General features: G+C 41.1%; 23 protein-coding genes and 1 other annotated feature. Of the genes, 12 read left to right on the plus strand and 11 right to left on the minus strand.

Annotated features, from left to right (window positions below):
- Nucleotides 1-33 precede the first annotated feature (33 nt).
- A complete protein-coding gene (gene ccsA / locus QL986_RS04850; RefSeq protein WP_013464492.1) occupies nucleotides 34-840 on the minus strand; it encodes a cytochrome c biogenesis protein CcsA in 807 nt (268 codons plus the stop codon).
- 223 nt (nucleotides 841-1,063) lie between these two features.
- Here ccsA and ffh point away from each other — a divergent pair, with 223 nt between their 5' ends.
- The 7 genes from ffh to tyrA all read left to right on the plus strand — a co-directional run bounded on the left by ffh (nucleotide 1,064) and on the right by tyrA (nucleotide 7,144).
- Nucleotides 1,064-2,443, plus strand: a complete 1,380-nt coding sequence (ffh, locus tag QL986_RS04855) for a signal recognition particle protein (RefSeq protein WP_008464738.1) — start codon at nucleotides 1,064-1,066, stop codon at nucleotides 2,441-2,443.
- A gap of 261 nt (nucleotides 2,444-2,704) precedes the next feature.
- Nucleotides 2,705-2,953 (plus strand): 30S ribosomal protein S16, encoded by a 249-nt coding sequence (gene rpsP, locus QL986_RS04860; protein ID WP_008114468.1) that lies wholly within the window; start codon nucleotides 2,705-2,707, stop codon nucleotides 2,951-2,953.
- Between the two features lie 17 nt (nucleotides 2,954-2,970).
- Nucleotides 2,971-3,507: a ribosome maturation factor RimM gene (rimM, locus tag QL986_RS04865; RefSeq protein ID WP_008114470.1), complete on the plus strand. Its 537-nt coding sequence runs from the start codon at nucleotides 2,971-2,973 to the stop codon at nucleotides 3,505-3,507.
- Nucleotides 3,507-4,274 carry a tRNA (guanosine(37)-N1)-methyltransferase TrmD gene (gene trmD / locus QL986_RS04870; RefSeq protein WP_024602822.1) on the plus strand — a complete coding sequence of 256 codons (768 nt, stop codon included), beginning with the start codon at nucleotides 3,507-3,509 and terminating at the stop codon, nucleotides 4,272-4,274. Before rimM ends, trmD begins: the two co-directional genes overlap by 1 nt.
- Nucleotides 4,275-4,307: 33 nt before the next feature.
- On the plus strand, nucleotides 4,308-4,667 hold the full coding sequence (gene rplS / locus QL986_RS04875) for a 50S ribosomal protein L19 (protein ID WP_011327636.1): 360 nt from the start codon (nucleotides 4,308-4,310) through the stop codon (nucleotides 4,665-4,667).
- A 192-nt stretch (nucleotides 4,668-4,859) separates the two neighbouring features.
- Nucleotides 4,860-5,729, plus strand: a complete 870-nt coding sequence (locus QL986_RS04880; protein ID WP_013464495.1) for an MYG1 family protein — start codon at nucleotides 4,860-4,862, stop codon at nucleotides 5,727-5,729.
- Between the two features lie 281 nt (nucleotides 5,730-6,010).
- Complete coding sequence (gene tyrA / locus QL986_RS04885) at nucleotides 6,011-7,144, plus strand: bifunctional chorismate mutase/prephenate dehydrogenase (RefSeq protein WP_128583232.1); 1,134 nt, start codon at nucleotides 6,011-6,013, stop codon at nucleotides 7,142-7,144.
- Between the two features lie 62 nt (nucleotides 7,145-7,206).
- On the opposite strand, the gene QL986_RS04890 is transcribed toward tyrA, so the two are convergent.
- Nucleotides 7,207-8,364, minus strand: a complete 1,158-nt coding sequence (locus QL986_RS04890; protein WP_290191270.1) for a chorismate mutase — start codon at nucleotides 8,362-8,364, stop codon at nucleotides 7,207-7,209.
- 44 nt (nucleotides 8,365-8,408) lie between these two features.
- Nucleotides 8,409-8,531 (minus strand) — a sequence feature (Phe leader region).
- A gap of 189 nt (nucleotides 8,532-8,720) precedes the next feature.
- Between QL986_RS04890 and QL986_RS04895 the strand changes: the two genes are divergently transcribed.
- On the plus strand, nucleotides 8,721-11,723 hold the full coding sequence (locus QL986_RS04895; RefSeq protein ID WP_033103858.1) for an EAL domain-containing protein: 3,003 nt from the start codon (nucleotides 8,721-8,723) through the stop codon (nucleotides 11,721-11,723).
- A gap of 15 nt (nucleotides 11,724-11,738) precedes the next feature.
- Here QL986_RS04895 and QL986_RS04900 read toward each other — a convergent pair whose 3' ends face one another.
- On the minus strand, nucleotides 11,739-12,068 hold the full coding sequence (locus tag QL986_RS04900) for a translation initiation factor (protein WP_008464752.1): 330 nt from the start codon (nucleotides 12,066-12,068) through the stop codon (nucleotides 11,739-11,741).
- A 247-nt stretch (nucleotides 12,069-12,315) separates the two neighbouring features.
- On the opposite strand from QL986_RS04900, the gene QL986_RS04905 reads away from it, so the two are divergent.
- Together QL986_RS04905 and QL986_RS04910 are read left to right on the plus strand one after the other, a co-directional pair.
- Nucleotides 12,316-12,975 (plus strand): GAF domain-containing protein, encoded by a 660-nt coding sequence (locus QL986_RS04905; protein WP_290191271.1) that lies wholly within the window; start codon nucleotides 12,316-12,318, stop codon nucleotides 12,973-12,975.
- Nucleotides 12,976-13,053: 78 nt separating this feature from the next.
- A complete protein-coding gene (locus QL986_RS04910; RefSeq protein ID WP_290191272.1) occupies nucleotides 13,054-14,244 on the plus strand; it encodes an amino acid aminotransferase in 1,191 nt (396 codons plus the stop codon).
- A gap of 151 nt (nucleotides 14,245-14,395) precedes the next feature.
- Here the strand turns inward: QL986_RS04910 and QL986_RS04915 are convergent, their stop codons facing one another.
- Genes QL986_RS04915 through QL986_RS04950 form a run of 8 tightly spaced genes read right to left on the minus strand, consistent with a single transcriptional unit; the run spans nucleotide 14,396 to nucleotide 22,613 of the window.
- Nucleotides 14,396-15,148, minus strand: a complete 753-nt coding sequence (locus tag QL986_RS04915) for a DUF3379 family protein (RefSeq protein ID WP_290191273.1) — start codon at nucleotides 15,146-15,148, stop codon at nucleotides 14,396-14,398.
- Nucleotides 15,148-15,705: a sigma-70 family RNA polymerase sigma factor gene (locus QL986_RS04920; protein WP_290191274.1), complete on the minus strand. Its 558-nt coding sequence runs from the start codon at nucleotides 15,703-15,705 to the stop codon at nucleotides 15,148-15,150. Before QL986_RS04920 ends, QL986_RS04915 begins: the two co-directional genes overlap by 1 nt.
- A 54-nt stretch (nucleotides 15,706-15,759) precedes the next feature.
- The gene (locus QL986_RS04925; RefSeq protein ID WP_290191275.1) at nucleotides 15,760-17,406 is read right to left on the minus strand and encodes a BatD family protein; all 1,647 of its coding nucleotides are present in this window, start codon (nucleotides 17,404-17,406) and stop codon (nucleotides 15,760-15,762) included.
- Complete coding sequence (locus QL986_RS04930; RefSeq protein WP_290191276.1) at nucleotides 17,400-19,295, minus strand: VWA domain-containing protein; 1,896 nt, start codon at nucleotides 19,293-19,295, stop codon at nucleotides 17,400-17,402. Before QL986_RS04930 ends, QL986_RS04925 begins: the two co-directional genes overlap by 7 nt.
- Nucleotides 19,295-20,278 (minus strand): VWA domain-containing protein, encoded by a 984-nt coding sequence (locus tag QL986_RS04935; protein WP_290191277.1) that lies wholly within the window; start codon nucleotides 20,276-20,278, stop codon nucleotides 19,295-19,297. Before QL986_RS04935 ends, QL986_RS04930 begins: the two co-directional genes overlap by 1 nt.
- Entirely contained in the window at nucleotides 20,271-20,705 is a 435-nt protein-coding gene (locus QL986_RS04940) for a DUF4381 domain-containing protein (RefSeq protein ID WP_013464506.1), read from the minus strand. The genes QL986_RS04935 and QL986_RS04940 overlap by 8 nt, the downstream gene beginning before the upstream one ends.
- Before the next feature lie 3 nt (nucleotides 20,706-20,708).
- Nucleotides 20,709-21,653 carry a DUF58 domain-containing protein gene (locus tag QL986_RS04945; protein ID WP_290191278.1) on the minus strand — a complete coding sequence of 315 codons (945 nt, stop codon included), beginning with the start codon at nucleotides 21,651-21,653 and terminating at the stop codon, nucleotides 20,709-20,711.
- A gap of 3 nt (nucleotides 21,654-21,656) precedes the next feature.
- Nucleotides 21,657-22,613, minus strand: coding sequence for a MoxR family ATPase (locus tag QL986_RS04950; RefSeq protein WP_013464508.1), 957 nt, complete (start codon nucleotides 22,611-22,613; stop codon nucleotides 21,657-21,659).
- 330 nt (nucleotides 22,614-22,943) lie between these two features.
- On the opposite strand from QL986_RS04950, the gene fadI reads away from it, so the two are divergent.
- The gene (fadI, locus tag QL986_RS04955; RefSeq protein ID WP_013464510.1) at nucleotides 22,944-24,254 is read left to right on the plus strand and encodes an acetyl-CoA C-acyltransferase FadI; all 1,311 of its coding nucleotides are present in this window, start codon (nucleotides 22,944-22,946) and stop codon (nucleotides 24,252-24,254) included.
- Nucleotides 24,254-26,446 carry a fatty acid oxidation complex subunit alpha FadJ gene (gene fadJ / locus QL986_RS04960; RefSeq protein WP_290191279.1) on the plus strand — a complete coding sequence of 731 codons (2,193 nt, stop codon included), beginning with the start codon at nucleotides 24,254-24,256 and terminating at the stop codon, nucleotides 26,444-26,446. Before fadI ends, fadJ begins: the two co-directional genes overlap by 1 nt.
- The last annotated feature ends 18 nt before the right edge of the window (nucleotides 26,447-26,464 follow it).

Consider the following 26,464-nt stretch of genomic DNA (forward strand, 5'->3'; position numbering starts at 1 on the left):
CGTATTAAGCTAGAGTGAGCTTTCAGAGTCAAGTTAAAACTTATTTAGAACCACTTCTTGTATAAAACGGCTGCCAAAATAAGCGAGTGTGAGTGTAAATGCGGCAATCATAATACTCACTACCACCATTTTCCCTCGCCAACCTCGTTTTACATGGCCAACGGCAATCGTAGCAAAAATAGCCCAAGCAACTAAAGATAAGATTGTTTTATGAATAAACTCTTTGGCAAACATGCCATCAAGAAATACAAACCCTGTAATCAGCGCCACGCTTAATAATACTGTGCCTAAATTTAATAGTTGATAAAGTTGACGCTCTACCACCATTAGTGGCGGTAAATGGCTATGTACTATTGCTAAATCTTTACGTTTCAGACGTTTATCAATAAAGTAAAATTGTACGCCGTAAAGGGTGGCAATAATTAAGATACAGTAGGCTAATAACGACAGTGAAATATGCGCAACTAACGCAAGCTCTACATTAATGCTATGAAGTAAAACGTGATGAGGAATAAACAGGCTAGCAATAGTTAACAGGGCAGCAAAGCCGTATACAACAGGTAATAGCAGTGTCGCAGGGAACTTCAAAGAGACGGTGGTGACACAAAGCACTATTACCCAACAAGTCAGTAATGCAACATTAACAATACTTAAATCTTGGCCATCGGCTCTAAACACCGAGTTTACTAAAAGCAGCATATGCGCCAAAATAGCGACAGTGCTCAGTATTATAGTAATTTTTTGGCTTGGTCCCTGACGATGAAACAATCGCGAAAGCACGTGAGACGTTGCTAACACATAAAATAAACTGGCAATAATAGTTAAACTAATAATCAGCATTTTGCTTTGGCCACTTAATTGAAGTCAAATAATTCGTGTTCGTTATCTGGTCATTGTATTTTATAGCAACGCAAATGCATAGACCCTGTAAAAAGAAACTCAATAAGCAGCACTTCAGCACTGTATTGTATGCCACCATTTACGGTATACTATTTTCAATTGAATTTTAATAGCATCGACCTTATTAATAGAGTTGATATAAACGTCTTTTCGGAACCGTTACATGTTTGAGAACCTCCAAGAACGATTAGGTAAAACCCTAAAAAATATTAGTGGCCGTGGTCGCTTAACTGAAGACAACATTAAAGATACACTTCGTGAAGTGCGAATGGCATTTTTAGAAGCCGATGTGGCGTTGCCTGTTGTTCGCGAGTTTGTAAAGCAAGTTAAAGAGCGTGCGGTTGGTGTTGAAGTCACCAAAAGCTTGAGCCCTGGCCAAGTATTTATAAAAATTGTTCGTGAAGAACTTGAAAAAGCCATGGGTGAAGCCAACGAAGAGCTAAGCCTTAACGCACAGCCACCGGCGGTAGTGATGATGGCTGGTCTTCAAGGTGCGGGTAAAACCACCAGTGTGGGTAAGCTGGCTAAGTTTTTAAAAGAGCGCAAGAAGAAGTCTGTGCTAGTGGTAAGTGCCGATGTGTATCGTCCAGCAGCAATTAAGCAATTAGAAACCTTAGCAACAGAAGTTGATGTAGAATTTTTCCCAAGTGATATTTCGCAAAAACCAGTTGATATTGCAACTGCCGCCATTTCTCATGCGAAAAAGAAATTTATTGATGTTGTATTAGTCGATACTGCGGGTCGTTTGCATGTTGATAGCGACATGATGGATGAAATTAAAGCCTTGCATCATGCAATTAATCCAATCGAAACGCTATTCGTTGTTGATGCAATGACAGGTCAAGATGCGGCAAATACAGCAAAAGCATTTGACGAAGCTTTACCGCTGACCGGTGTGATACTGACTAAAACAGATGGTGATGCCCGAGGTGGTGCTGCTTTATCTATTCGTCATATTACTGGTAAGCCAATTAAGTTTATGGGTGTGGGTGAGCGCACTGATGCCCTTGAGCCTTTCCACCCAGACCGAATTGCTTCACGTATTTTAGGCATGGGTGATGTACTTTCATTAATCGAAGAAGTCGAGATGAAAGTAGACAAAGAACAAGCGGCAAAAGTAGCACAAAAAGTATTTAAAGGTGATGGCTTTACGCTGGATGACTTTGCTGATCAACTAAAGCAAATGAAAAACATGGGTGGCATGATGTCGATGCTCGATAAACTGCCTGGCATGCAAAACATCCCAGATGCGGTTAAAGGGCAAATGGGTGATAAAACCTTTATTCAAATGGAAGCGATTATTAGCTCTATGACCAAAAAAGAGCGTGCACGCCCAGAAATCATCAAAGGTTCGCGTAAAAAGCGTATTGCTGCGGGCTCTGGTACTCAAGTACAAGAGATCAATAAACTGCTTAAGCAATTTACGCAAATGCAAAAAATGATGAAGAAGATGAAAGGTAAAGGTGGCATGCAAAAAATGATGCGTGGCATGAAAGGGATGTTACCACCTGGCATGATGGGTGGCGGTGGTCCAAAATTTTAATAATTTAACCTTTAATACCTCCAATACGAGATAAAAAGTAATCAATAAAGAGGCAAAATGCCTCTTTATTGTTGAATAAACTATGCACAGAATAGCTTATTCATATACTTTTTCATCTTGGATCACGGTTTAATCTACTAAACTGGCTTTTTGCATCACTTCTTACTTGCATTGTTGCTAAAAACTCGTACAATTCACCGGCTCCCCATACTGGGGAGTAAATCTTATTAATGAAAACAGTCAATCTATTTAGAGGACGGTATGGTAACTATTCGTTTGCAACGTGGTGGCGCTAAAAAACGCCCTTTCTATCAAATTGTGGTTGCGGATAGCCGTTTCTCGCGTGACGGTCGCTTCATCGAGAAAGTAGGTTTCTTTAACCCAATTGCTTCAGGTCAAGAAGAAAAACTTCGTTTAGATTTACCACGTGTTGAACACTGGTTAGGTCAAGGCGCAGGTCTTTCAGATCGTGTAGCTAAATTAGTTAAAGACGCTCGTAAAGCGGCTTAATAGGCGTAAGTGTAACCATGAGTCAAGAGAACACCTCATCAATAATTGTCGTAGGAAAGCTCGGCGCCCCATATGGTATAAAGGGCTGGCTTAAGGTGCATTCATTTACTGATGATCCCCAAGGGATCTTCGATTTCAGCCCGTGGTTGATAGGGCAGCAAGGTAAATGGCAATCCTTAGAAGTGGTCGACTGGCGTCGCCACAACAAAGGCTTTATCGCTAAGTTTGCGCAAGTAAATGACAGAGACCAAGCAATGGCTTATACCAATGTAGAAATTTCTGTTGATTCAGCGCAGCTACCAGAATTACCGCAAGGTGAATTCTATTGGCGAGATCTCATCGGCATGTCGGTTGTAACTGATAAAGGTTATAACTTAGGCATTGTTGATGACCTTATGGAGACAGGCTCAAATGATGTACTGGTTGTGAAAGCAAACAGTAAAGATGCATTTGGCCAAGCAGAACGTTTAATTCCTTTTTTAACTGATTCAGTTATTCAAGAAGTTAAATATGATGCGAAAGAAATTACTGTAGATTGGGATCCAAGCTTTTAATGAGTCAAACAAGTTCGTTGTGGGTAGGGGTTATCAGCCTTTTCCCGGATATGTTTGATGCAATTACAACGCAAGGTGTAACCGGTCGTGCTGTTAAAAATGGCTTAATCGATTTTAACTGCTGGAATCCACGTGACTATGCAACTGATAAGCATAGAACCGTAGATGATCGTCCTTACGGGGGCGGGCCAGGCATGTTAATGATGGTTGAACCATTAAAACAAGCCATTCTTGAAGCCAAACAGGCTGCAGGTGATGGTGCAAAAGTAATTTATATGTCGCCACAAGGGCGCAAATTAGATCAGCAAGGGGCTAGCGAACTCGCAAACTCTGAAAAACTGATTTTAATTGCCGGTCGCTATGAAGGTATAGACGAGAGAATAATAGAGTCGTACGTTGACGAAGAATGGTCAATTGGTGATTTTATTTTGAGTGGGGGTGAACTACCTGCCATGGCATTAATTGACGCAGTTGCGCGATTAGTGCCAGGGGTGTTAGGACACAACCAGTCAGCAGAGCAAGATTCATTTTCGGATGGCTTGCTAGATTGTCCTCACTATACACGGCCAGAAACATTGGACGACAAACAGGTGCCTGCTGTATTACTCAGCGGAAACCACCAAGAGATAGCAAAATGGCGGCTTATGCAGTCATTAGGTAGAACTTGGCTTCGCCGTCCTGACTTGTTGCATAACCTAGCTCTGACTGAGGAGCAAGCGGTATTACTCGCGAAATTTCAGCAAGAGTACCAAAAAGCTTGTGGCTAGAAGACAGTTACACCTAGGAAAGTGAGAAACATAATGGCAAAAGTAAACCAAAATATTATTAAAGCGCTTGAAGATGAGCAGCTTAAAACAGACGTACCTGCATTCGGCGCTGGTGATACAGTAGTTGTACAGGTAAAAGTAAAAGAAGGTGCTAAAGAGCGTCTACAGGCCTTTGAAGGTGTTGTAATCGCTAAGCGTAATCGTGGTCTTCACTCAGCATTCACAGTTCGTAAAATCTCGAACGGTGAAGGTGTTGAGCGTGTATTCCAAACGCACAGCCCTCTTATTGATAGCGTAACAGTTAAGCGTCGCGGTGCGGTTCGTCGTGCTAAGCTTTACTATCTACGTGAGCGTTCTGGTAAATCTGCACGTATTAGAGAAAAACTTAACTAATACGCGCTGTTTATCAACGCAAAAAAACGGGTTGCAACCTTTGGGTTGCAACCCGTTTTGGTTTTAATGCTATTGCAATTTTTATATCGCTACATTTAAAAACCAATACACACCTTAACTAGCATGCGTTAAAGTGTGGTTCACTTCAAAGCACAATATCTTCTCACTTCTTGCAAAAAATGATGTACAAAAATGAATGATAAAACGATAGTTACGCACAACGGCAATTTTCATGCAGATGATGTTTTTAGTATCGCTGCGCTTAAAATTATTTTCCCTTCTTTTACCCTTATCCGCACACGCGATAATGCGATTATTAATGACGCTGATGTGGTTATTGATGTTGGCGGCCAATATGACCCAGAAACTGACCGGTTTGATCATCATCAGCGCGGCGGTGCCGGTGCTCGCGAAAATGGGATTCCTTTTTCGTCATTTGGCTTGGTGTGGAAAAAATATGGCTTAGCAATATGTGATGATAATCAAGATGTGGCGAATGCAGTTGATGCAGGGCTTGTATCAACTATTGATGCCATTGATTGTGGTCATGTTGAAGGTGTTGCCACAGGAATTAGTTTAAGCCAAACAATTTCTATGTTTAACCCAACATGGGAAGAAGAAAGTAATTTTGATGCTGCTTTTGATCAAGCGGTTGAATTTGCACACACTTTGCTGCTTCGTTTTGTTGCCTCAGCGCAGGGTGGTTTAAATGCTAAAAAGATTGTTGCTCAAGCAATTAAACAGGCAGACGATCCACGATTAATCGTACTAGAGCGTTATACGCCGTGGAAAAAAACCGTACATAGCTTATCAGAAGAGGCGCTATATGTAGTGTATCCATCGCATTCTGGTAAGTGGATAGTGCAAACGGTACCTGCAGAGCTAGGCTCGTTTGAAGACCGAAAGCCATTACCTGCACCGTGGGCTGGATTATCTGATAGTGAATTTCAAGCAGTGACCGGTATAGATGATGCTATGTTTTGCCATAATGGCCTATTTATCGCCGGTGCAGAATCATTTGAAAGTGTTATGTCGCTTGCGACTATGGCATTGGAATATTAGATAAAAAGTGCTAATTAAAGTGGCTATTAAGCCACTTTAATTTTCATTGTTTAAACTCGGCATAGACTTACATTTTTATATGCTTTTTAATTCACTTTACGCAAGCTGTGCTCTATTCATTTAATTATCCTACCTTGGTCGCAGTTGAGTGACTCATACTGATCTTTTCACTAATTAGCCTTTTAACCCCTAACGTATCCTGTTAGTATTTATCGTATTGATTAGTTTACTTTTTTGTAATTATTAATTTACGATTTTGCTTTTTTGGATGGAATGAGAACGTGGCAGAGATAAGTGATTTAGCGCAGCTAAGAAAAGGTATAGATGAATGCGATGCGCAACTGGTTGCCTTACTTGCAAAGCGCAATGGTATTACTCAACAAATTGGCGCAATAAAACAACAAACTGGCGCGCCACTACATGCACCCGATAGAGAAGCTGATTTATTAGCTGCACGACGCCAAGAGGCAATTAATCAAGGTGTAAACCCTGATTTAGTCGAAGACATTCTCAGGCGCATGATGCGTGAAGCTTATCAAAATCAACAGGCCAAATTAGCTTGTGCCGACTCACAACTATCTCCGATTGTCATTGTTGGTGGTGAAGGGGCAATGGGGCAGCTATTTGCAAAACAATTTCAGCGCTCGGGTTACGAAGTTAAAGTTTTAGATAAAGCCCAGCAATCACAGGCAGCAGAGATTTTAAAAGGCGCAAAACTGGTGATGATCAGTGTGCCAATTAATGCCCTCGAAACGGTTGTTAACGCGTTACCTAAACTCGATGATGATTGTTTGCTGGTTGATATTACATCGGTTAAACAAGCGCCGTTAAATGTGCTCAAAAAAGTTCACAATGGCGCTGTTGTTGGCTTACACCCCATGTTTGGTCCTGATATTTCTCATTGGGTGAAACAAACCGTGGTGGTATGTGAAGGGCGTAATCCTGAAATGACACAAGGTTTATTAAAGCAGCTACAAATTTGGGGCTGTCAGTTAGTAGAACTTGATGCTAAAAAACACGATGAAGCGATGCAAATCATTCAGGTTATGCGCCATTTAACCACCTTTGTATACGGTCAGTTTTTAGCGAAACAAGGACATACACTCGCAGAGCTGCGTAGTTGTTCATCACCTATTTATCAGTTAGAGCTGATGATGGTCGGTCGTCTCTTTGCGCAATCGCCAGAGCTGTATACTGATATTATGCTGGCGCAATTTGATAATGTAGAAAGCTTATTAGCGCAGTATCAGTGTTTGTTCTCAGAGACGCTTAAAAAGTTAAAAGCAGGGGATAAGCCAGCCTTAATCGATGCCTTTGCTGATGCAAAAGCCTACTTTTCTGACTCCACAGCGCACTTTTTGACACAAAGTCGCAGTTTATTAAATAAAGCGAACGACGCCAAAGTACTCGATTAAACGTGACAGATTAATTAAAACTAAAAAAGGGCCCGCAGGCCCTTTTTTAATGTTGCTTTAGGCTAGCTTTGTACGCTCACTGCTTGCAGTGATTCGCTTTGATAACAGCCTAATACGCGTACGTACTGGGTATGCTCTTTAAGCTCTTCTAACGCATGTTTCACTTGGCTATCAGCAAGGTTCGCTTCTAAATCTACATAGAATACTTCTTCCCATGGATTTCCTGGTACAGGACGAGACTCTAATTTTACTAGATTTATATTATGCTGTTTAAAAATCATCAGCGCATCGGCGAGTGAGCCTGCTTGCTGCTTAGTTGCCATAATTAAACTGGTTTTAGTGGGGATTTGTTTAGATACATGTAGCGGTTTACGTGCAACCACAATGAAGCGACTATGGTTTTCTTTTTGATTAGCAAGATTGGCCTTAATGACTTCAAGCCCTACATTTTTACCTGCTTGTGCAGAGCCAATAGCCGCACTGTTAGGTGTTTCAAGTGCTGATTTTAATGCACTCGATGTTGAATCGCAGGCCTCATGCTGCAAATCGCCAAGCCCTTGTAAAAAACGGCTACATTGAGCAAACGGTTGCGGGTGAGCAAACACTTTGGTTAATTGGTTAAGTTCTGTGTCTGGGGCGGCTAATAAACAATGCTCTACGCTGTGAGTGACTTCGCCGACAATAGAGACTTGCGCGTGCTGGAGTAAATCAAATACTTCATTAATACTGCCTGAGCTGGTATTTTCAATCGGTAACAAGCCAAAGTCGGCTTGGCCATTTTCTACTTTACCGGTGATCTCATCAAAAGAACTACAGCCAATTTCAATTAATTTGCCTGGTCGGCGACTAAAGTACTTATGACACGCAAGTTGACTGTAAGATCCTTGTCCGCCTAAATAGGTTACTCGATGGGTTTCACTTAGCGCATCAGGGTTGAGGTTTTTTTGCAGCATAGCTTGTTGATGTAATACTGAGTCTTCTAATATGGTTTGAAAAACATTATTTACATAGTAGGCATCTAAACCAAGAGATTTACCATAACCGATTAATTTTTCGAGTAATGCTAATTCACGTGCTTCATCACGAATTGGTTTATTATTCGCTATCTTATATTCAACAACACCATGGCTAATACGGCGTCGCTTCGCTAATAACACAAGTAGGTCAGAATCGATTTCATTTATATCGTGCCTAAGCGTGTCTAAAACATCATTGCTCATTTGGTTTTCCTCATTCCAAAAATGTCACTGTATTTAACAGCGTAAACAAAAAAGCCTCCCAGTTGGGAGGCTTTACTATTCGATTGATTTTATCTCACAAACAGGGAAGCCTCTTCTATATAAAGAAGCTAAAAAAAGATAAGAAAGTAAGTGAGTATTTTATATTCATGCCCTTAATGTATGAAGAGTAACCTCTAATGTCAACAAGCACTTATATTAAATAGGTTTTTTACCTGATATATATACAAAACATATTGTTTTTTAAAAACTTTACAAATAATTTATAATTCTGATTTGAGATCTGGTATATTTCTACTACTCGCAAAAATAATAATTATAAATAAGGTTGGCCTTTTGTGTATCGACGCCCTCCATCTCGATTTGGAATAAACTCACTTAGTGTCAAGTTATCACTGTTGATCTCTGGCATTTGTTTAGTTGCAGGTATTTGTGCGGCTGCTTTAATGCTCAAATCAGAAGAGAAACAGCTTGTATTTGAAGAGCATGAGGTATTAAAGCAATCAAATGAATTATTAATAAACCAGTTTAATAATTTGATAGCGACCAAAGTTAAAATAGCTGAGCAAGCTAATATTGTTGTTAGCGAGCAGTTATTTGAGGGGCAATTATCATTTAAGAATAACAATGCCCCGACTATGCAAGTCACCAATGATGGTTCAGTGCGCAGCGCATCTGCCGATGGCTTATCTGCGGCGTTCATTCCCGAAAATGCTTATTCTCCTTTTTATAAACAGTTAATTGCAGATTCTGAATCGCTTTGGAAAGTGATTTCCCCCACGTTAATTCAAGATTTTTATAATTTTTACCTGATCACCAAAGATAATTTTATCCGTGTTGCGCCACCAAATTGGGCACTTAATGTCCCCGGAGATTACACCTTTAATCAAAGCAAAAGTTTTAATTACGCAAAATCGTTAACAAACCCACAACGCGAGCCGCTGTGGTCACGAGTGTATTACGATGGCGTTTGGAATAAGTGGGTCGTTAGTTTAATTGTACCTATTTATAAAAATGATGAGTTTTTAGGAGTTACGGGTAGTGATATTTCTCTCGACTCTCTCATATCGCAATTGCCCGTCGGCGGAAAAGAAAAACATTTAGTGGTGTTCGATAAGCAAGGGCAGCTATTGGCGCACCCTAATTTAGGAGCCGATAGTTATACACAATACGGAGAGGCGGGAAAAAAGTTGCTACCTGGCGATTTTATTTCTCCTGAGCTAAAGCGAGTTATTGATAATGCAGGGCAAATACAATTGCCGGAATATGCCGACTCGTTTTCATTAAATGGTGAAGACTACATTATAAATATCCATAAAGTTGAAGGTGTAAATTGGTACGTGGGCGTATATAAAAAGCGCTCTTCTACACTATCGGCACTGAAAGACTTAAAACTGAAGTTTTTTGGCTTGTTTATTCTGTATGCCATTTTAGTTGCTTTGTTATTACACCAAGCACTTTATCAACTAGTTTTAAGACGCCTACATTCACTGGTTTATGCGGTTACTAACTTTGGTAAAGGCCAGTTAGAAATTGATTTTCCAAAAGAAAATAAAGATGAAATTGGCACGCTTAATGGTTCATTCAAAGATATGACCATTGAAATCCGCAAACTCATCGATGGCTTAAACCAGCGCATAATAGAAAAAGAAATTGCAGAAAAGGCTGCAAATCGCTTGTCTAAAGCGGTTGCCTTCTCGGGCACGGGTGTGGTGATCACTGATGAAAACTTTGTGATTGAATATGTTAATCCAAAAATGCTGGAAATGACCGACTTTGCAGAAAGTGATTTCCTGCGCCAGCCACTTCTGACTATTATTGCTAATGAAATGACCATGCTGGTAGAGGACATTGATATTGATTTGCGCAACCGTAATTACTGGCGAGGGGATACCCTTATTGAAGCGCAAAACAAGCCACCCATATGGGTATCGCTGAGTGTGTCACCTATTCGTGAAGATGGTGGAAAAATCACCAGTTACGTTGCTTCAGCGCAAGATATTTCATTTGTAAAAGAAAGCCAACGCAAAATGGAACAGCTCGCTTACTTCGACACATTAACCGGGCTTGCTAATCGTACATTCTTTAGAATGCAGCTTAGAAAGTCGATGGCGCTTGCTGAAAGAGGGCGTTACTCGTTTGCTTTATTTTATTTTGATCTGGATGAATTTAAGCGTATTAACGATACTTTAGGTCATGATGCAGGCGATCAACTATTGGTTGAAGTGGCAACACGCTTAAAGCAGCGCTTACGAGCAGAAGATACTATAGCCCGTTTAGGCGGTGATGAGTTTGCGGTATTACTCAGTGGTATTGAGCATCAAAAAGAAGCATCGGAAGTCGCTGACACCATTCAAAAAACGTTAAATCAGCCAATAAAATTAGGTAGTAACGAAGTGATTGTTAGTGCCAGTATTGGTATTACCTTGGCGCCATTTGATAGCCTAGAAGAAGATCAGTTATTAAAACATGCCGATTTAGCCATGTATGAAGCAAAAGCGAAAGGGCGCAATACGTTCCACTTTTACAGCCAAGATCTAAATGCAGCCGCCAATGAGCGATTATTCCTTGAAAATGAGTTGCGCCATGCAATTAAAGAAAAGCAACTCACACTGCATTATCAGCCACAAGTTGATTGTCGAGATAATAGTGTAGTGGGATATGAAGCATTGCTTCGCTGGTTCCATCCTACGCAGGGATTCATTCCACCTACTAAATTTATTCCTATTGCTGAGGCAACGGGTTTAATTGTGGAACTTGGTAAGTGGGTGTTACAACAAGCATGTGAGTTCACTAAACGACTAGAGCAACAAGGTAGAGCGAGCAACATGTCGATAAACCTGTCAGCAAGGCAGTTTAAAGACGCAAGCTTAGTACCTATGCTGAAAAAAATAATCATAGAGACGCAAATTAATGCTAAAAGCCTGCACCTTGAACTGACTGAGAGCATGCTAATGGGTAATGTTGAGGCGGCTATTGATCAGCTACATCAATTGAAAAAGCTGGGTATTTCAATTTCTATTGACGATTTTGGTACGGGCTATTCTTCGTTGAGTTACCTTAAACGTTTTCCTGTTGATATTCTTAAAATTGACCGCTCGTTTGTTAAAGATATCCCTGAAGATGATAATGATATGGAGATCACCGCTGCGATTATTGCGATGGCACAAAAGCTCAAGCTTGATGTGGTTGCTGAAGGGGTTGAAACAATAGAGCAAGTTGAATTTTTACAAAACAATAATTGTTTTATTGTGCAAGGCTATTACTTTAGTAAGCCCGTAGCCGAAGCCGATATCCCTGTGTTGTTTGATCAATTAGCTGCGTTAAAAGTCCCTGAATAGAACAAAAATTGCGGGTTAACCACCCGCAATTTTTACCTTAAACTTTAATCCTTCTAAAATCGCCTTTAACTTATCGCGATCATCACCTTGTACTTCAATAACTCCTTCTTTTACTGCGCCACCTTGGCCCATCTTACTTTTTATTGTTTTTGCTAACTTTTTTAAATCGTGCTGTTGGGGATCTAATCCTACAACTAGCATTACGCCTTTACCTTTTCGACCTTTGGTTTGACGCTCTATGCGAATAGACCCGTCTTTAAATAGTTTTACATCCAGTTCTTTTTCTGGCTTTGGCTGGTCAATTCGCCCTGTTGCTGTTGAATACACTAAGTGATTATCACTCATAATTAACCTATCTAAGATTGAATCTAATATTGGGCTAAATAATAACAAATTTGTGACGCAAAGGCGTAATTTTTGCGCCTAAGCTGAACACCTTTTAATCCCGCAAAGATAAACATCCTCTGTTTAAGTACCGCAATAGTGCTTATGAATAAAAGTGCTTAAGGATTTTAAAAAGCGCTTTAAATTGGCTAGCGCTATAAAAATATCCATGCTACTATTTCGGCATTATAGATGTATGGATGGCCAAATGATAAATTCTTATTTAGAGCAAGCTCAGCTTAATGTAGAGCAACAGTTAATTTATGCTGAGCTAGAAAAGCTTGAGCAGTACTTAAATAGCAATGCTGCACCGGCCGTGCGTTGGCAGTATCAAATTCCAGAACTCGGTGAAGGTGGCGCATGTAGTTTATTCGGCTACTTGCAAGATGAGCCGTTTAATTTAAACGATTACGTTAGCCAAAATACGCAAACAACAGCAAAGTTAGCGCAACTTCAGTTGATTGTTGACTATGTAATCGAAAACACTCGGTTAGATTGGTATGGCATCTATCAAAATACGGCCACCCCTGAAGGCGAGCAGTTATTAAAGCTCGCTTATTTTGGTGCACCGAGTCGCCCTTTATTTCCGCTCACCGCTGAATTTGCAACCGGCAGTAATAATGTGCAAGTGGCACTCAGTGGCAAAGGACGCGTCATTAATAATATTGAGCAATATTTAGCCGCGGGTGGCGAGTATTATACCTGCGACCCCAAGGTAAAAGCAGAGGCCTGCTTACCACTATTTAATGCGCAAAAGCAGTGCATTGGCATTGTCGATGGCGAAGCTTTTAATACTGATTTTTTTGATAAAGCGACGCTCGCGTTATTAATAGCGTGCTGTATTAAAATTCCTCACTTTTTAGTGTAAATAACACTAGTCAATCAAGTGAGTTTTTATGTTAAGCTTAGCGCAACAGCTAACCCCTAAATAACGAAGAGATAGCCAATGTTCTCAGTATTAAAACCATTACCAACAGACCCTATTCTTGGCCTTATGGCGGCCTACAAGCAAGATACTAACCCAAATAAGATTGACTTAGGGGTTGGTGTATATAAAGACGAGCAGGGGAATACCCCGGTATTAAAGTCAGTAAAAAAAGCAGAAGCGTTTCGTTTAGAAAATGAAATGAGCAAATCTTACATTGGACTTGCTGGTAACTTAGATTACTGTCAACAAATGGAAAATCTTCTTCTTGGTGAGCACCCGGCATTATTAGCTAATCGCGTACGCACAGCACAAGCACCTGGTGGTACAGGCGCACTTCGTGTTGCAGCAGAATTTATTGTACGTTGTAATCCAGGCGCTACTGTATGGGTTACTAACCCAACGTGGGCTAACCACATTAGCTTATTTGAAGCTGCAGGCTTAACGGTAAAAGAATACCCATACTACGACTACGAAAACAAAGATTTATTGTTTGATGAAATGGTTGAAACACTAACACAGGTGCCTAAGGGCGATGTGGTGTTATTACATGCATGTTGTCACAACCCAAGTGGTATGGATTTAAACGAAACACAATGGAATACTATTGCTGAACTTGCAAAAGATGTGGGTTTTACGCCATTAATTGATATTGCATATCAAGGTTTTGGCTCTTCTTTAGAAGAAGATGCGAATGGTTTACGTATTTTAGCCAATGCGGTTGAAGAGTTGATCATTTGTTCATCATGTTCTAAAAACTTTGGCTTATACCGTGAGCGTATTGGTGCGTGTTCAATTATTGCAAAATACAGTGCAACCGCTGATATTTCAAACTCGGTATTATTAAGTGTGGTACGTAGCATTTATTCTATGCCGCCAGCGCACGGTGCAGACATTGTAAACACCATTTTAAGCAGCACAGAGTTAACGCAGTTATGGCACAGTGAACTTGATGAAATGCGTAACCGTATTAATGGTTTACGTAGTTTAATTAAAGACAGCCTTGCAGCCAAAGACATTGCTCAAGACTTCTCATTTATAGACCGCCAACACGGTATGTTCTCTTTCTTAGGTATTAATAAAGAGCAAATCGAGCGTCTACAAAAAGACTACGGTATTTATATTGTGGGCTCTAGCCGTGTAAACGTGGCGGGAATTAGTCAAGCAAACATCGATTACTTTGCTAACGCTGTTGCTGATGTATGTAAGTAACCAATAATAAGTTTTAGCTTATTAGCAATAAAAAAACCGCACACTCGTTGCGGTTTTTTATTGTTTGTAATACCCATCCCCTTATATCAATCTGCTTAGATATAAGGGAGTTTAATTCGTTAAATTGTTCAAATATTTATACAAATTGGTATTACAGCCAGCGAATAGCGCCTGCAATACGTTCATTATACATATCAACCGGTGAGCCTAGGCTTGCTATTAGTACAGTATCAGCTTGTTTTCCTCGGCTTATATGACCTACATAGCGAGAGTCACTAAAGTCACCCGAGCCAATTTCAAAGACTTTGTTATCACTAGGAACAATAAACACGGTCATAGGGCCAAAGTCCGATTCAAACACTAAATGGATGCCTTCCTCGCCTTGAAAATCGCAAAAGTTAACATAAGTAACTTTCCCAGGTAGATCATTAAGTTGACCGCCAAGTAAAGCCAGCTTTTCATTGACTGTTTGTAAGCTGATAGGTTGAGTTTTATTTAACGCGTTAAGTTCATGATAAACATGCGCCAATGCATGCTCGCCAGCCGCATGATTCAAGTTTTGCTCTGTGCTAAACATAAACGCACTTACCGCAATCACAAATGAAGCAGCGAACGCCAAATATACACGGTCAAACTTAAAGCGTGAGCGTGAATCAATGACATTGTCTTTTTGTTCAAGCTCATCTTTTCTGGCTTTTTCTTTTAACGAGGTGTTTAAAATAATCCGTTCAGCAAGGTTGTCAGGCACAGGAATATCAAGCGCATCATTGAGTTGCTTATCAAATGCTTTATTTTCATTTAAAAATTGTTGTCTATCGGGACTGCTGTTTGCAAATTCCAGTAGTTCTTTGTCTAGCTCGTTTGGCTGTGCAATCGTGCGGCGACGAAACTCAAGTTCATCCATTATTTTGATGCCCCTTTAAGTTGTTCATCATCACGGCTTAGTGCCTCTTTAAGTTGATTTTTTGCTCGAAATAAACGTGTCATAACCGTATTTTTGTTTAAATCGAGTATGTCTGCAATTTCATCCCCAGAGCAGCCCATAACCACTTGTAATAGTAGCGGCTCTTTGTATTCATCGGCCAACAACGAAATTTGCCGTTGAATAACGGTTTGCTCCATTTCATCATCTAAAGAATGACTGGTTTGATCCACTAGCGTGTCGTTATCTACATCACTGTAATCAAATTGCTTGCGCTCAAAGCGCCTCGCATTTTCGCGTCTTAAAATTGTTAGCAACCATGGTTTAGCTGCTTTTTGATCGAGTAACGAGTCAAGCGAGCGCCAAGCACGTAAAAAGGTTTCTTGCACTAAGTCATCTGCAATAGTCGGATCGTTACATAACCAGTAAGCGAAGCGATAGAGTTCCTTATGATAAACGTGAACCAGGGCTTCGTAGCGTTGTTGTTTTTCAGCCATATTTAGTAAGACCCGATCATTCGATTTTTTATTTCCAAACATAAGCACTTTTTAGTTAAAATTATTATAGGTCAAAAAAGCAAAATACTATTGAGATCAAGAATACAGCTCTTTTAACGCAGGTGATGAAGGCTTAGCTGTTTGCGATTGATGTGCCTTTAACATGCTAACTATAGCGTCTAAGTTGGCGCTAGCCGTTTGATTACTGTACAACTGTGCTTGTAAATTGTTTACCTGCGCGGTGAACTCTGAGTTGTTTATCATAGCGCATAAATGGGATAGCGCCCCTACCTTTTTACCTGTAAGGGTTAGCGCATACTGATTAAGCGCATCGTAAAATGCTTTTTCGTCATGGCTTTTAGCTAATACCAGCAGGGCTTTTAAAGATGGTTGTTGATTTGTTTTATTAGTTGTTTGAGCCGCTTGTTGCACTTCTTTAGCTGGGCGTTTAATAAAGTAAAAAATCACCGTCGCAATCCATAAAACATAACCAAGCGAGGCCACAATAATTAGCCACAGTGGTGTGACAGTTTGTTGTTGCACTGTAACTGCTTGCTCCGTTGACTCTGCCATAGTGTTATTTAGGTTGTTTTCAGCTGGCGGATTAAGCGTTTGCACTGGCGCTGTTGTACTGGGGGTTACTGTAATAGTACGCTCAGGTAAGGTCGCATAACTAATTCGATTTATTTTGGTGTTATACCAAGGCAAGCTAATTTCAGGCAATGTGTAAGTGCCAGGTGTTTGTGGCAATAGCGCAAATGAGGCGCTTTGCTGTGATACCACTCGACCATCACGTACCGCATTATTGGTTTCTTTTTCATCAGGGTAGCTGCGAATACCATTAATAGTAGGCATATCAATTTCGGGTAGTTGCTCTTTAGTCACCCCTAGCGCGGTGAGCATAATTGTACGAGTTATCGGCGTACCGGCTTCAACGGTATTATCCTCTGGCTGCCATTGCTCGGTTAAGCTCACCAGTTCACTGGGTAACCAGTCTCCTTGATAGTTTTCAGGGATAGGTTTAATTTCAATTTGCTGCTCATCGCCAAGCGCTGACACTTCCAATTGGCGATAGTTTTGCTGAATACGCCCCTGAAAAACGGGAGCTGCAATAGTGTAGGCGCCACTTTTTTGGGGCTGAATTAAATAATTACGGGTGATCACTAAATAACGTTTACCGTTAACCAGTTCATAATCTTCGCTTTGTTTACCGAGTTGGGTAAGTTGGGCATCTTCCATACTTGGCGCACTTAAGCTGCCATCAAGAAGCTCTTTGGCTAAGTAAAGCTTAATGGTGTAAACGCCAGCCTCTTGTACAAATAAGCTGTTGTTTGAGAGCGAGGTTTTTAAAAATATATCGTTATTTTTATCTGCGTCGCTGCTGCGCTCTTTAACCGATAAACTAATTGGTTGCGAGTTTAGCCCTGCAACACTAAAACTGGGAATGGTGTATTCACCCGCCTTGCGGGTCATTAGTTTAACAGACCAAGAGGTTTGTTTTTTTATACTGCCATTAATAATGTTAGTGCGGCTACTTAAGCTCATAGGGCCGACTACAAAATCTTTTAATAATGCTGAGGTGTCGGGTTGTTGTCCTTTTATTGAATCATCAATGCTAATATTAAGCATAAAAAATTCACCCGCTAATACTGGGTTTTTATCAACGCTTGCCTCCAAAGTGGTGGCGGCCATTAATGGCATGGCAGTTAATAGCAATAAACAGCAAAATAATCGCATTACCATGATTTTTCTACTCCTGTTGGACGGCGTTGATATTGTCTTTTTTGGGCTTCTAATTGCATTTTGTTTCTTAATAAAATAGCGGGATCGTCGGGCACTTTTCTTAATAACTGATTTAGTTGCTGTGCTTTTTCTTTTTCTTCATTAGTGAGCTCAGCGGCTTGTGTCTGCATGGCTTGTTGCTGTGCCTGCTGTTTTTGCTCATCAGAGGGCGGTTGCTCACTCATTTCATTAGGTTGATTTTGAGGCTCATCTTGCTGCGGTGTATTCTCGTCTTTATTTTCATTTTGTTGGCTTTGTGACTGAGCTTGCATGTCAGGCTCATTCTGTTTGTCTGATTGCTCACCAGATTGGCCTTGTTGATCTTTTGATTGTTCCGAGGACTGATCTGATTGCTGTTGCTCACTATTTTGGCTGTCCTCTTCGCTTTTATCTGCGTTGTTTTTCTCGCCATTTTTTTGCTGATCTTGTTTTGATTTATCTGCATCATCTTGACTTTGCTTATCTTGATTTTGCGAATCATTGCCTTGCTGATTTTCTTGGTCTTGCTGTTGATTCAGTAACTGCTCAACAAGCGCTTGATTCTCAGCGGCTTCACTAAAGTTATCTTGCTTTACTTGCGCTTGTTTATACGCGTCAATGGCAGCCTCTAATTGTCCTGCTTTAGCCAAGGCGTTGCCATAGTTATAATAACCGGTTGCTGACTTATCTTGGCTAAACTCATTTAAGGCAGCATCAAATTGCCCTTGCTGATAAAGTGCAGCCCCTTTGAGAGCGCTTGAGCGAGCCTGGGCTGCTTGTTGATACTCTTTGTTGTTGTATGCCTCTAATGCCCGTTGATCCGTATTTTTAAACAGGGTTGGCAGCTCTGCGGCATGCGCATTTTGTTGAGGTAAAAAGCTAAGTAATAGTACTGCGCTAACTAATGCAGAACGTCTAAATAAATACAAAGCTAAAGGCAGTAAAATAAGCAAACCATAAATACCGGCGTCAATTCGCCATAAGGCTAAATTTTGTTTTTCACTTTTTAATACTTCACTGTTTGCTTGCGGTGAAAAAACGGCAATATCGCTATTGCTTGGCTGATAATCGGCAAACTGCCCACCACTATTTTTTGCAAGTCCTTCAAGTAATGATGCATTGAGGGTTGGCACCACAATTTGACCATAATTATCTTTTAAAAACCCGCCTTCAGGTAACTTTATAGGAGCTCCTTGCGCTGTGCCTACGCCGTAAATATTAAGTCGATATTGGCTACTGTTGGTAAAACGGCTTACATCGCTTTGCTGTTGTTGTTCAATACCATCGGTGATCAAAATAATATCGCCATCGAGGTAGCCGGCTTGGCTTAGTAGCTCTTGTGCCATATCTAAGCCAGCGAGTACGTTTGAGCCTTTATCTGGCATAATTTCAGGGCTTAAACTAGGAATAAGGTTGGCAAGAGTCTTAGCGTCGTTGGTCAGTGGTGAAATGGTATAGGCAGTGCCTGCGTAAGCCACTAACGCGGTATCGCCTTCTTTAAATAGCTCAACCATATCGAGGGCTTTAAAACGTGATTGCATTAATCGATTGGGAGCAATGTCGGTGCTATACATAGAGTAGGACATATCCATGACAATAACGCGGGCACTTTTACTTTGAAATACGGGTACTTGTTTCTCTTCAAAGCTTGGCCCTGCACTAAATATAATCGCTAAATTGCAAAATAACGCAACCAGCCACAGCGGCTGGCGAGCTTTATTGTTTGATTCACTCATTACAAATGGTGCCAAATGCGGCGCAATAAGCGGCGCTGACTGGGTTTTTTTATGTTTTAGTAAGGCGATAAAAAATAACCCTGAGGCAGGGAGTAACAGCCATAAAATAGCAGGACGAATAAATTCAAAATCCATTAGTCTGGCTCCTTCATTGCGCGCACCGTTTTTATCAATGCCATTGCACTTATGAGTAAAATGGCCAGTAATAACGGATAATAGAACAAGGCTGTTTGTGGGCGAAAGGTTTGCTCATCGGCACTAATTGGTTCAAGCTTATCAAGCTCAGCGTAAATCTGTTGCAGGCCAGCGACATCTTTTGCTCTAAAATATAGACCGCCTGTTTGCTCAGCAATTTTTTTCAATAAGCCCTCATCTAGGTTACTGCCCCCAGAGCCCATATTAAATAAACTAAAGCCGCGCGGGTTATCTGAACCGACTCCGATGGTGTACACTTTTATACCTTCTTCACGGGCAAGTAGCAGCGCATCTTCTGGGTTTAAATTTCCTGCGGTGTTTTGTCCATCTGTAAGCAACACCACAATACGGTTACTTTCTTTTTTACTGGCAAAGCGTTTTACCGATAAACCTAAAGCGTCACCAATCGCCGTGGCACGTCCTACTAAACCAATTTGCGCCTCAGAGAGCATTTTACTGACGGTTTTCACATCACGCGTCAATGGGGTTTGTAAAAAAGCGGTATCACCAAACAATATAAGGCCGAGTCTGTCGCCTTGGCGCTGCTCTATAAAGTCACTTAGTACTGCTTTAACCATGGTTAAACGGTCAACATATTGGCCATTGTAAGCCATGTCTTGTTCGGTCATTGACCCTGACAAATCCACAGCGAGCATTATATCGCGGCCTTCGTTGGGTAGCGATATGGGCTCATCTAACCACGTTGGATTTGCTGATGCGGTCACTAATAATAACCACAGCAACCACTCGATAATATTCAATTTACGCGCACTTGGCTCTATGCTTTGATTGCTTAAATTATGTGATGCAAAACTTGGAATGCGCAGACGCGTGTTGGCATCATTGGCGGCGGGTTTTAATAGTAACAATATTAAAGGTAGCGGCAGTAATAAAAACAGCCATGGCCAGCTAAATTCAAACATGCAGCGGCTCCTTTAGTTTAAATTGTTTAATGGCTTGGCGAAATTTATCACTGAGGGCTGCCTGTGTTTGATTAGCGTTATATAGGCTTAAAATTTCTTCTTCTGTAAAGCCAATAGCTGAAAGTTGGTTTAATGTGTTGCACCAATGCGTTGTTGATTGCGCGGCCAAACGCGGATCGTAATAGGTGATCACTAAACGCTTTAAAATGACATGTAATTGCTGCGCTGACTGTTGTTGATTAGCTAATGCAATGGCATCACGTTTTGGCTTTTTAAAGCGATAATTTTTATAAATTATGACAATTAAGCTACACAATAAACACACAGCAATTGCAATAACAACCCACCAAGCAGGAGCGAGTGGCCACCAGTCGACTTGGGTGGGAGCAATAATATCGTGTAGACCATCAAGTGGAGAGGTTTGCATGATTTATTTTCTCACTAATTGCAGTTCCAGCGCAGTGGCTGCATCAAATGATAATAGGGTGAGTCCAGACTTTGTTAAGCGATTAATGCGCGCACTAAATGCGTGCTCGGCATTTTTGGCAAATCGTTGTCTAAAGCTCTTGTCCATTAAGGGCAGGGCAAATTGCTGATTATTAGCACTGACGGTTACCGTTTGTTTAAAAGCAGGTAATTGATGTTCAAAGGGGTCGCTAATATGACACCCAATCAGTTCACAATGACGCGCTAAAAGTTCCAGTTGCTTAAAGCTGGCGTCATCCAAGGCGTTAAAATCAGAAACGATATAAACCAAACTACCGGGCTTAGCTAAGTGATTTAAACGTTTGAGGTTATCGCTAAAATTATTCGCGGCCGGCTTATCAATGTTTTCAAGAGCCAGCTGATGCGCATCGCATAAATTATGGCATAGTTTTAATACCGCTTTTTCACGAGCGCTGGGTTTTAGCTCTAAATGCGAGTGCTGATTAAACACAATACCGCCAATTCTGTCGCCACGCTGACACGCTGACCACGCAACTAAGGCGCTAATATGTGCCGCTTGCACCGATTTTAACAGTAATTGCGAGCCAAATAGCATTGAGTTTGAAAAGTCAGTAAACACAAATACCGGGCGCTCTTTTTCCTCTTGAAAAAGTTTAGTGTGGGTTTCGCCTGTGCGTGCGGTAACGCGCCAATCAATAGAGCGTATATCGTCACCGTTTTGATAATGACGCACTTCGGCAAACTCCATACCCCGGCCTTTGTGGGGCGCAAGGTATTGCCCCGCCAAGGTGTTTTTTATTTTAACTTTAGGTGCCAGCTCAAGCAGTTGCGCTTTTGCTTTATAATACATCAGCTCTTTAAGCGATAAATTAACACCATGGCTATGGCTTAATTTAAGCCATGCCTGAGAATCAACGTGTGTTTGCATAACTTAAGGTACTGCGACTAGTTCAACAATACGGCTAATGACCTGATCTTTAGTAATACCATCGGCCTGTGCTTCGTAACTTAGAATAATGCGATGGCGTAATACATTATGCACAACAGCTTGTATATCGTCAGGTGATACAAAATCACGGCCACTTAGCCACGCATGAGCGCGGGCACACTTATCCAAAGCAATCGTGGCACGTGGACTGGCGCCGTATTCAATCCAGCGGCCAAGTTGCTCATCTAAGTTTGCGCCTTCTCGAGTAGCAATAATCAACTGAACTAGGTACTGCTCTAATGGCTCGGCCAAATACAGACCTAAAATTGCTTTTCGCGCAGCAAACAAATCGGGTTGTGAAATTTGCTCAAGCACTGGGGCTTCATCATTAAGTGCTTCACCACGGGTCAAACGTAAAATATCAAGCTCATGCTCAGCACCTGGGTAATTAATACTTAGGTGCATTAAAAAACGGTCTAATTGCGCTTCTGGTAGCGGGTAAGTACCTTCTTGCTCAAGCGGATTTTGTGTTGCCATCACTAAAAACAGGTCACTGAGTGGATAGGTGTTTTTGCCTACCGTGACTTGGCGCTCGGCCATTGCTTCTAATAATGCCGATTGTACTTTTGCTGGTGCTCGGTTTATTTCGTCCGCTAAAATGAGATTATGAAATAAAGGGCCTTTTTCAAACACAAACTCACTGGTTTGTTGGCGATAAATATCGGTGCCGGTCACATCGGCTGGTAATAAATCTGGGGTAAACTGAACACGCTGAAACGAGCCTTCAATACCTTTTGCTAAGGCATTAACAGCGCGTGTTTTTGCAAGCCCCGGTGGGCCTTCAACTAATAAATGACCATCGGCTAAAATAGCAATTAATAGTGCTTGAGTGAGCGCAGGCTGGCCAATAATTTGGGTGTCTAAATACGTTTTTAATTGTGAAAATGCGTTAGCTGCCATAATAAGTGGACTGTCCTCGTCAGCTTAAATAATACCTAAATTGGTTAGGTAACAAATACTGAGCTAGTTATAAGGTTTATAAGTGGATAACTCAAGAGTTAGACTGATTTTTTAAAAATAGTTCGTTATTTTTTAACGATTTTTTAGCCTAACATAAAACTTTGTAAAACCAGCTAAAAAAGCCTATTGTATTACCCTCATACAATGTATGTAGTGATTTACAATGGCGCTTTTGTATTAATTTACCTTTATCTATTGGCTTTATTACACGGGTTGTTTAGAATCGGAGAAAATATACAGGTCTGACCTGTCAGCGGGAGAGAATAATAAATGTCTGAGCAAAACATACTTAAAACACCAAAAGGCGACCGTATTGCCATCGTAAGCGGCTTACGTACTCCTTTTGCTAAGCAAGCGACTGCGTTCCACCATGTACCAGCGTTGGATATGGGTAAGTTAGTAGTTAATGAAATGCTTGAGCGATTAAATTTCGACAAGTCAGAAATCGATCAATTGGTTTTTGGGCAAGTAGTACAAATGCCAGAAGCGCCAAATATTGCGCGTGAAATTGTATTGGGTACTGGGATGCCAGTATCGGTTGATGCGTACTCTGTATCGCGTGCTTGTGCGACGAGTTTTCAAGCGATAGCAAACGTTGCTGAATCAATTATGGCAGGCTCTGTAAGCGTAGGTATTGCCGGTGGTGCCGATTCATCATCTGTATTGCCAATTGGTGTAAGTAAAAAATTAGCGGGTAGCTTAGTTGATTTAAACAAAGCACGTACGCTTGGTCAGCGTTTAAAAATATTCTCAAAGCTACGTTTAAAAGATTTATTGCCAGTGCCGCCAGCGGTTGCTGAGTACTCAACGGGTTTATCAATGGGACAAACAGCCGAGCAAATGGCTAAAACCCATAACATTAGCCGTGAAGATCAAGATGCTTTAGCGCATCGTTCTCACTCACTGGCAACTCAAGCCTGGGCTGATGGCAAGCTTAAAGATGAAGTAATGACGGCTCATTTACCGCCTTATAAAAGCTTTATTGAAGAAGATAACAATATTCGTAAAAACTCAACGGTTGAAGGTTATGCCAAGCTTAAGCCGGTATTTGACCGTCAACACGGCTCAGTCACTGCAGCCAATGCAACCCCATTAACCGATGGCGCAGCCGCAGTATTAATGATGAGCGAAAGCAAAGCAAAAGCATTGGGTTACGAAATTTTAGGCTACGTACGCAGTTTTGCGTTTTCAGCGATTGGCGTAGAAAAAGACATGCTAATGGGGCCGGCTCACTCAACGCCTATCGCACTTGATAGAGCAGGTATTACGTTAGCCGATTTAGATCTAATTGAAATGCACGAAGCGTTTGCATCGCAAACCTTAGCGAATATGAAAATGTTTGCTTCAGATAAATTTGCACAAGAGCACTTAGGGCGTAATAAAGCCATAGGTGAAATTAACATGGATAAGTTCAACGTGAACGGCGGCTCGCTTGCATATGGTCATCCATTTGCGGCAACCGGCGCGCGTTTAATTACACAAAGTTTATACGAGCTTAAGCGTCGTGGCGGTGGTTTAGCGTTAACGACTGCCTGTGCTGCGGGTGGTTTAGGTGCAGCCTTTGTATTGGAGAGTGCGTAATGACAGATTCAGTATTTAATTTAACGGTTGATGATAACAAAATAGCCGTAGTGACCATTGATGTGCCGGGTGAGAAAATGAATACCCTGCGAGATAGCTTTGCTGATGATTTAAAAGCATTATTAGCACAAGCTAAAGAGCACGCAGTTAAAGGTATGGTATTTATTAGTGGTAAAAGCGATAACTTTATTGCTGGTGCCGATGTTAAAATGCTAGACAGCGTGCAAAAGCGTGAAGATGCATTAGCTATTAGCGAATTATGCCATCAAGCATTTTTTGATATGAAAAAGCTTCCGTACACCACAGTTAGTGCTATACATGGTGCAGCGCTTGGTGGCGGTTTAGAATTTGCTTTAGCCTGTGATTACCGCGTAGGTACAGATAGCGCTTTAACTAAAATTGGTTTACCAGAAGTACAACTAGGTTTATTACCTGGCGGTGGTGGTACACAGCGCTTAACTAAAATCGTGGGCATTCAAAAAGCCCTTGAGTGGATGCTAACCGGAAAACAAATTCGTCCTAAACAAGCTAAAAAAGCCGGTGTATTGGATGATTGTGTACCACAAAGCGTACTGCTAAAAGTGGCCAAAGAGTTTGCGGCAAAGAAAAAGCCACAAGCTAAAGAGCCTAAACTTGATAAAATTAGTCAGCTATTAGAGTCAAACCCATTTGGTCGTAACTTTATCTTTAAAAAAGCTAAAGAAAACGTTCTTAAAAAAACCGGTGGTCATTACCCTGCGCCGCTTGCAATTATTAAAGCGGTACGTGCAAGCGTAGAGCTTGATGAAATGAAAGCATATAAAACCGAAGCAGAAGGTTTTGCCACATTGGTAATGAGTGATGAGTCTAAAGCGCTGCGCGGTATTTTCTTTGCAACCACTGAAATGAAAAAAGAATGGCGCAATGATGATGCTCCCGCGATTAGTAAAACTGCCGTGTTAGGTGGTGGCTTAATGGGCGCAGGTATTGCCCATGTGAGTGCGGTCAAAGCTAAATTGCCGGTGCGAATTAAAGATGTGGCAGAGCAGGGCATAAGTAATGCCATGAACTACACATACAAAATTTTAGATAAGCGTCTTAAACGCCGTATTATGTCTAAAGCCGATATGCAGTTAACGATGAACCGTATTACCGGCACTACCGATTACAGCGGTTTTAAACACATAGATTTAGTGATAGAAGCCGTATTTGAAGATTTAGAGCTTAAGCAAGGTATGGTTGCTGATGTAGAGCAGCATTGCCAAGCGAATACTATTTTCGCAAGTAATACTTCGTCATTACCTATTTCGCAAATTGCAGCTAAAGCAGCGCGTCCTGAAAATGTAATTGGTTTACATTATTTCTCACCAGTAGAGAAAATGCCACTGGTAGAAATTATTCCTCACGAAGGCACCTCAAAAGAAACGATTGCTCGTGTAGTTAACTTTGCGCGTAAGCAAGGTAAAACGCCAATTGTGGTAAAAGATATGGCTGGTTTTTATGTTAACCGTATTTTAGCGCCATACCTGAATGAGGCGGCAAACTTAATGCTTGCCGGTGAGCCAATTGAAAAAATTGACGCAGCCTTAATTGAGTTTGGTTTTCCAGTAGGGCCGTTGGCACTGCTTGATGAAGTCGGTATTGATATTGGTTCTAAAATCGCGCCAATTCTTGAAAAAGAACTCGGTGAGCGTTTTAAAGGCCCAGATGCTTTCTCGCGCATGATTGATTCAAAACGCTTAGGCCGTAAAACGGGTCGTGGTTTTTATGAATACGACAAGAAAGGCAAAAAGGTTGATGAGTCAGTCTATGAGCTACTAGGTGTAACCCCAGCTCCACGTTTAAATAAAAACGAAATTGCTAAGCGTTGTATCTCACAAATGCTTAATGAGGCCGTTCGCTGTTTAGATGACGGTATTATTGCCAGCCCGCGTGATGGTGATATTGGTGCTATTTTTGGTATTGGTTTCCCACCGTTCTTAGGTGGCCCGTTTAGCTATATGGATAAATTAGGAGCAGGTAAAATAAGCTCTGATATGTCTACTCTGGCTAACAACAACGCTATTTTTACACCTTGTGATACTTTACTTACAATGGCTGACAAGGGCGATAAGTTTTACACAACAGCCGCTAATAAAGCTGAAGTGGAGTTAGCGCAAGGTGATGATAAATCAACTGACACTCCAAATGAGACGACTGAACAGAAAGATTAATGTTTTAAGTTAACGTAA

This window comes from Pseudoalteromonas sp. APC 3250 (assembly GCF_030407915.1).
In the GTDB taxonomy this organism is placed as follows: Bacteria; Pseudomonadota; Gammaproteobacteria; order Enterobacterales; family Alteromonadaceae; genus Pseudoalteromonas; species Pseudoalteromonas tetraodonis.

Excerpts from the sequence above, each read along its gene's own strand:
- ccsA (WP_013464492.1), bottom strand. The coding sequence starts at position 840 with ATGCTGATTATTAGTTTAACTATTATTGCCAGTTTATTTTATGTGTTA.
- ffh (WP_008464738.1), top strand. The coding sequence starts at position 1,064 with ATGTTTGAGAACCTCCAAGAACGATTAGGTAAAACCCTAAAAAATATT.
- rpsP (WP_008114468.1), top strand. The coding sequence starts at position 2,705 with ATGGTAACTATTCGTTTGCAACGTGGTGGCGCTAAAAAACGCCCTTTC.
- rimM (WP_008114470.1), top strand. The coding sequence starts at position 2,971 with ATGAGTCAAGAGAACACCTCATCAATAATTGTCGTAGGAAAGCTCGGC.
- trmD (WP_024602822.1), top strand. The coding sequence starts at position 3,507 with ATGAGTCAAACAAGTTCGTTGTGGGTAGGGGTTATCAGCCTTTTCCCG.
- rplS (WP_011327636.1), top strand. The coding sequence starts at position 4,308 with ATGGCAAAAGTAAACCAAAATATTATTAAAGCGCTTGAAGATGAGCAG.
- QL986_RS04880 (WP_013464495.1), top strand. The coding sequence starts at position 4,860 with ATGAATGATAAAACGATAGTTACGCACAACGGCAATTTTCATGCAGAT.
- QL986_RS04890 (WP_290191270.1), bottom strand. The coding sequence starts at position 8,364 with ATGAGCAATGATGTTTTAGACACGCTTAGGCACGATATAAATGAAATC.
- QL986_RS04900 (WP_008464752.1), bottom strand. The coding sequence starts at position 12,068 with ATGAGTGATAATCACTTAGTGTATTCAACAGCAACAGGGCGAATTGAC.
- QL986_RS04905 (WP_290191271.1), top strand. The coding sequence starts at position 12,316 with ATGATAAATTCTTATTTAGAGCAAGCTCAGCTTAATGTAGAGCAACAG.
- QL986_RS04910 (WP_290191272.1), top strand. The coding sequence starts at position 13,054 with ATGTTCTCAGTATTAAAACCATTACCAACAGACCCTATTCTTGGCCTT.
- QL986_RS04915 (WP_290191273.1), bottom strand. The coding sequence starts at position 15,148 with ATGGATGAACTTGAGTTTCGTCGCCGCACGATTGCACAGCCAAACGAG.
- QL986_RS04920 (WP_290191274.1), bottom strand. The coding sequence starts at position 15,705 with ATGTTTGGAAATAAAAAATCGAATGATCGGGTCTTACTAAATATGGCT.
- QL986_RS04925 (WP_290191275.1), bottom strand. The coding sequence starts at position 17,406 with ATGGTAATGCGATTATTTTGCTGTTTATTGCTATTAACTGCCATGCCA.
- QL986_RS04930 (WP_290191276.1), bottom strand. The coding sequence starts at position 19,295 with ATGGATTTTGAATTTATTCGTCCTGCTATTTTATGGCTGTTACTCCCT.
- QL986_RS04935 (WP_290191277.1), bottom strand. The coding sequence starts at position 20,278 with ATGTTTGAATTTAGCTGGCCATGGCTGTTTTTATTACTGCCGCTACCT.
- QL986_RS04940 (WP_013464506.1), bottom strand. The coding sequence starts at position 20,705 with ATGCAAACCTCTCCACTTGATGGTCTACACGATATTATTGCTCCCACC.
- QL986_RS04945 (WP_290191278.1), bottom strand. The coding sequence starts at position 21,653 with ATGCAAACACACGTTGATTCTCAGGCATGGCTTAAATTAAGCCATAGC.
- QL986_RS04950 (WP_013464508.1), bottom strand. The coding sequence starts at position 22,613 with ATGGCAGCTAACGCATTTTCACAATTAAAAACGTATTTAGACACCCAA.
- fadI (WP_013464510.1), top strand. The coding sequence starts at position 22,944 with ATGTCTGAGCAAAACATACTTAAAACACCAAAAGGCGACCGTATTGCC.
- fadJ (WP_290191279.1), top strand. The coding sequence starts at position 24,254 with ATGACAGATTCAGTATTTAATTTAACGGTTGATGATAACAAAATAGCC.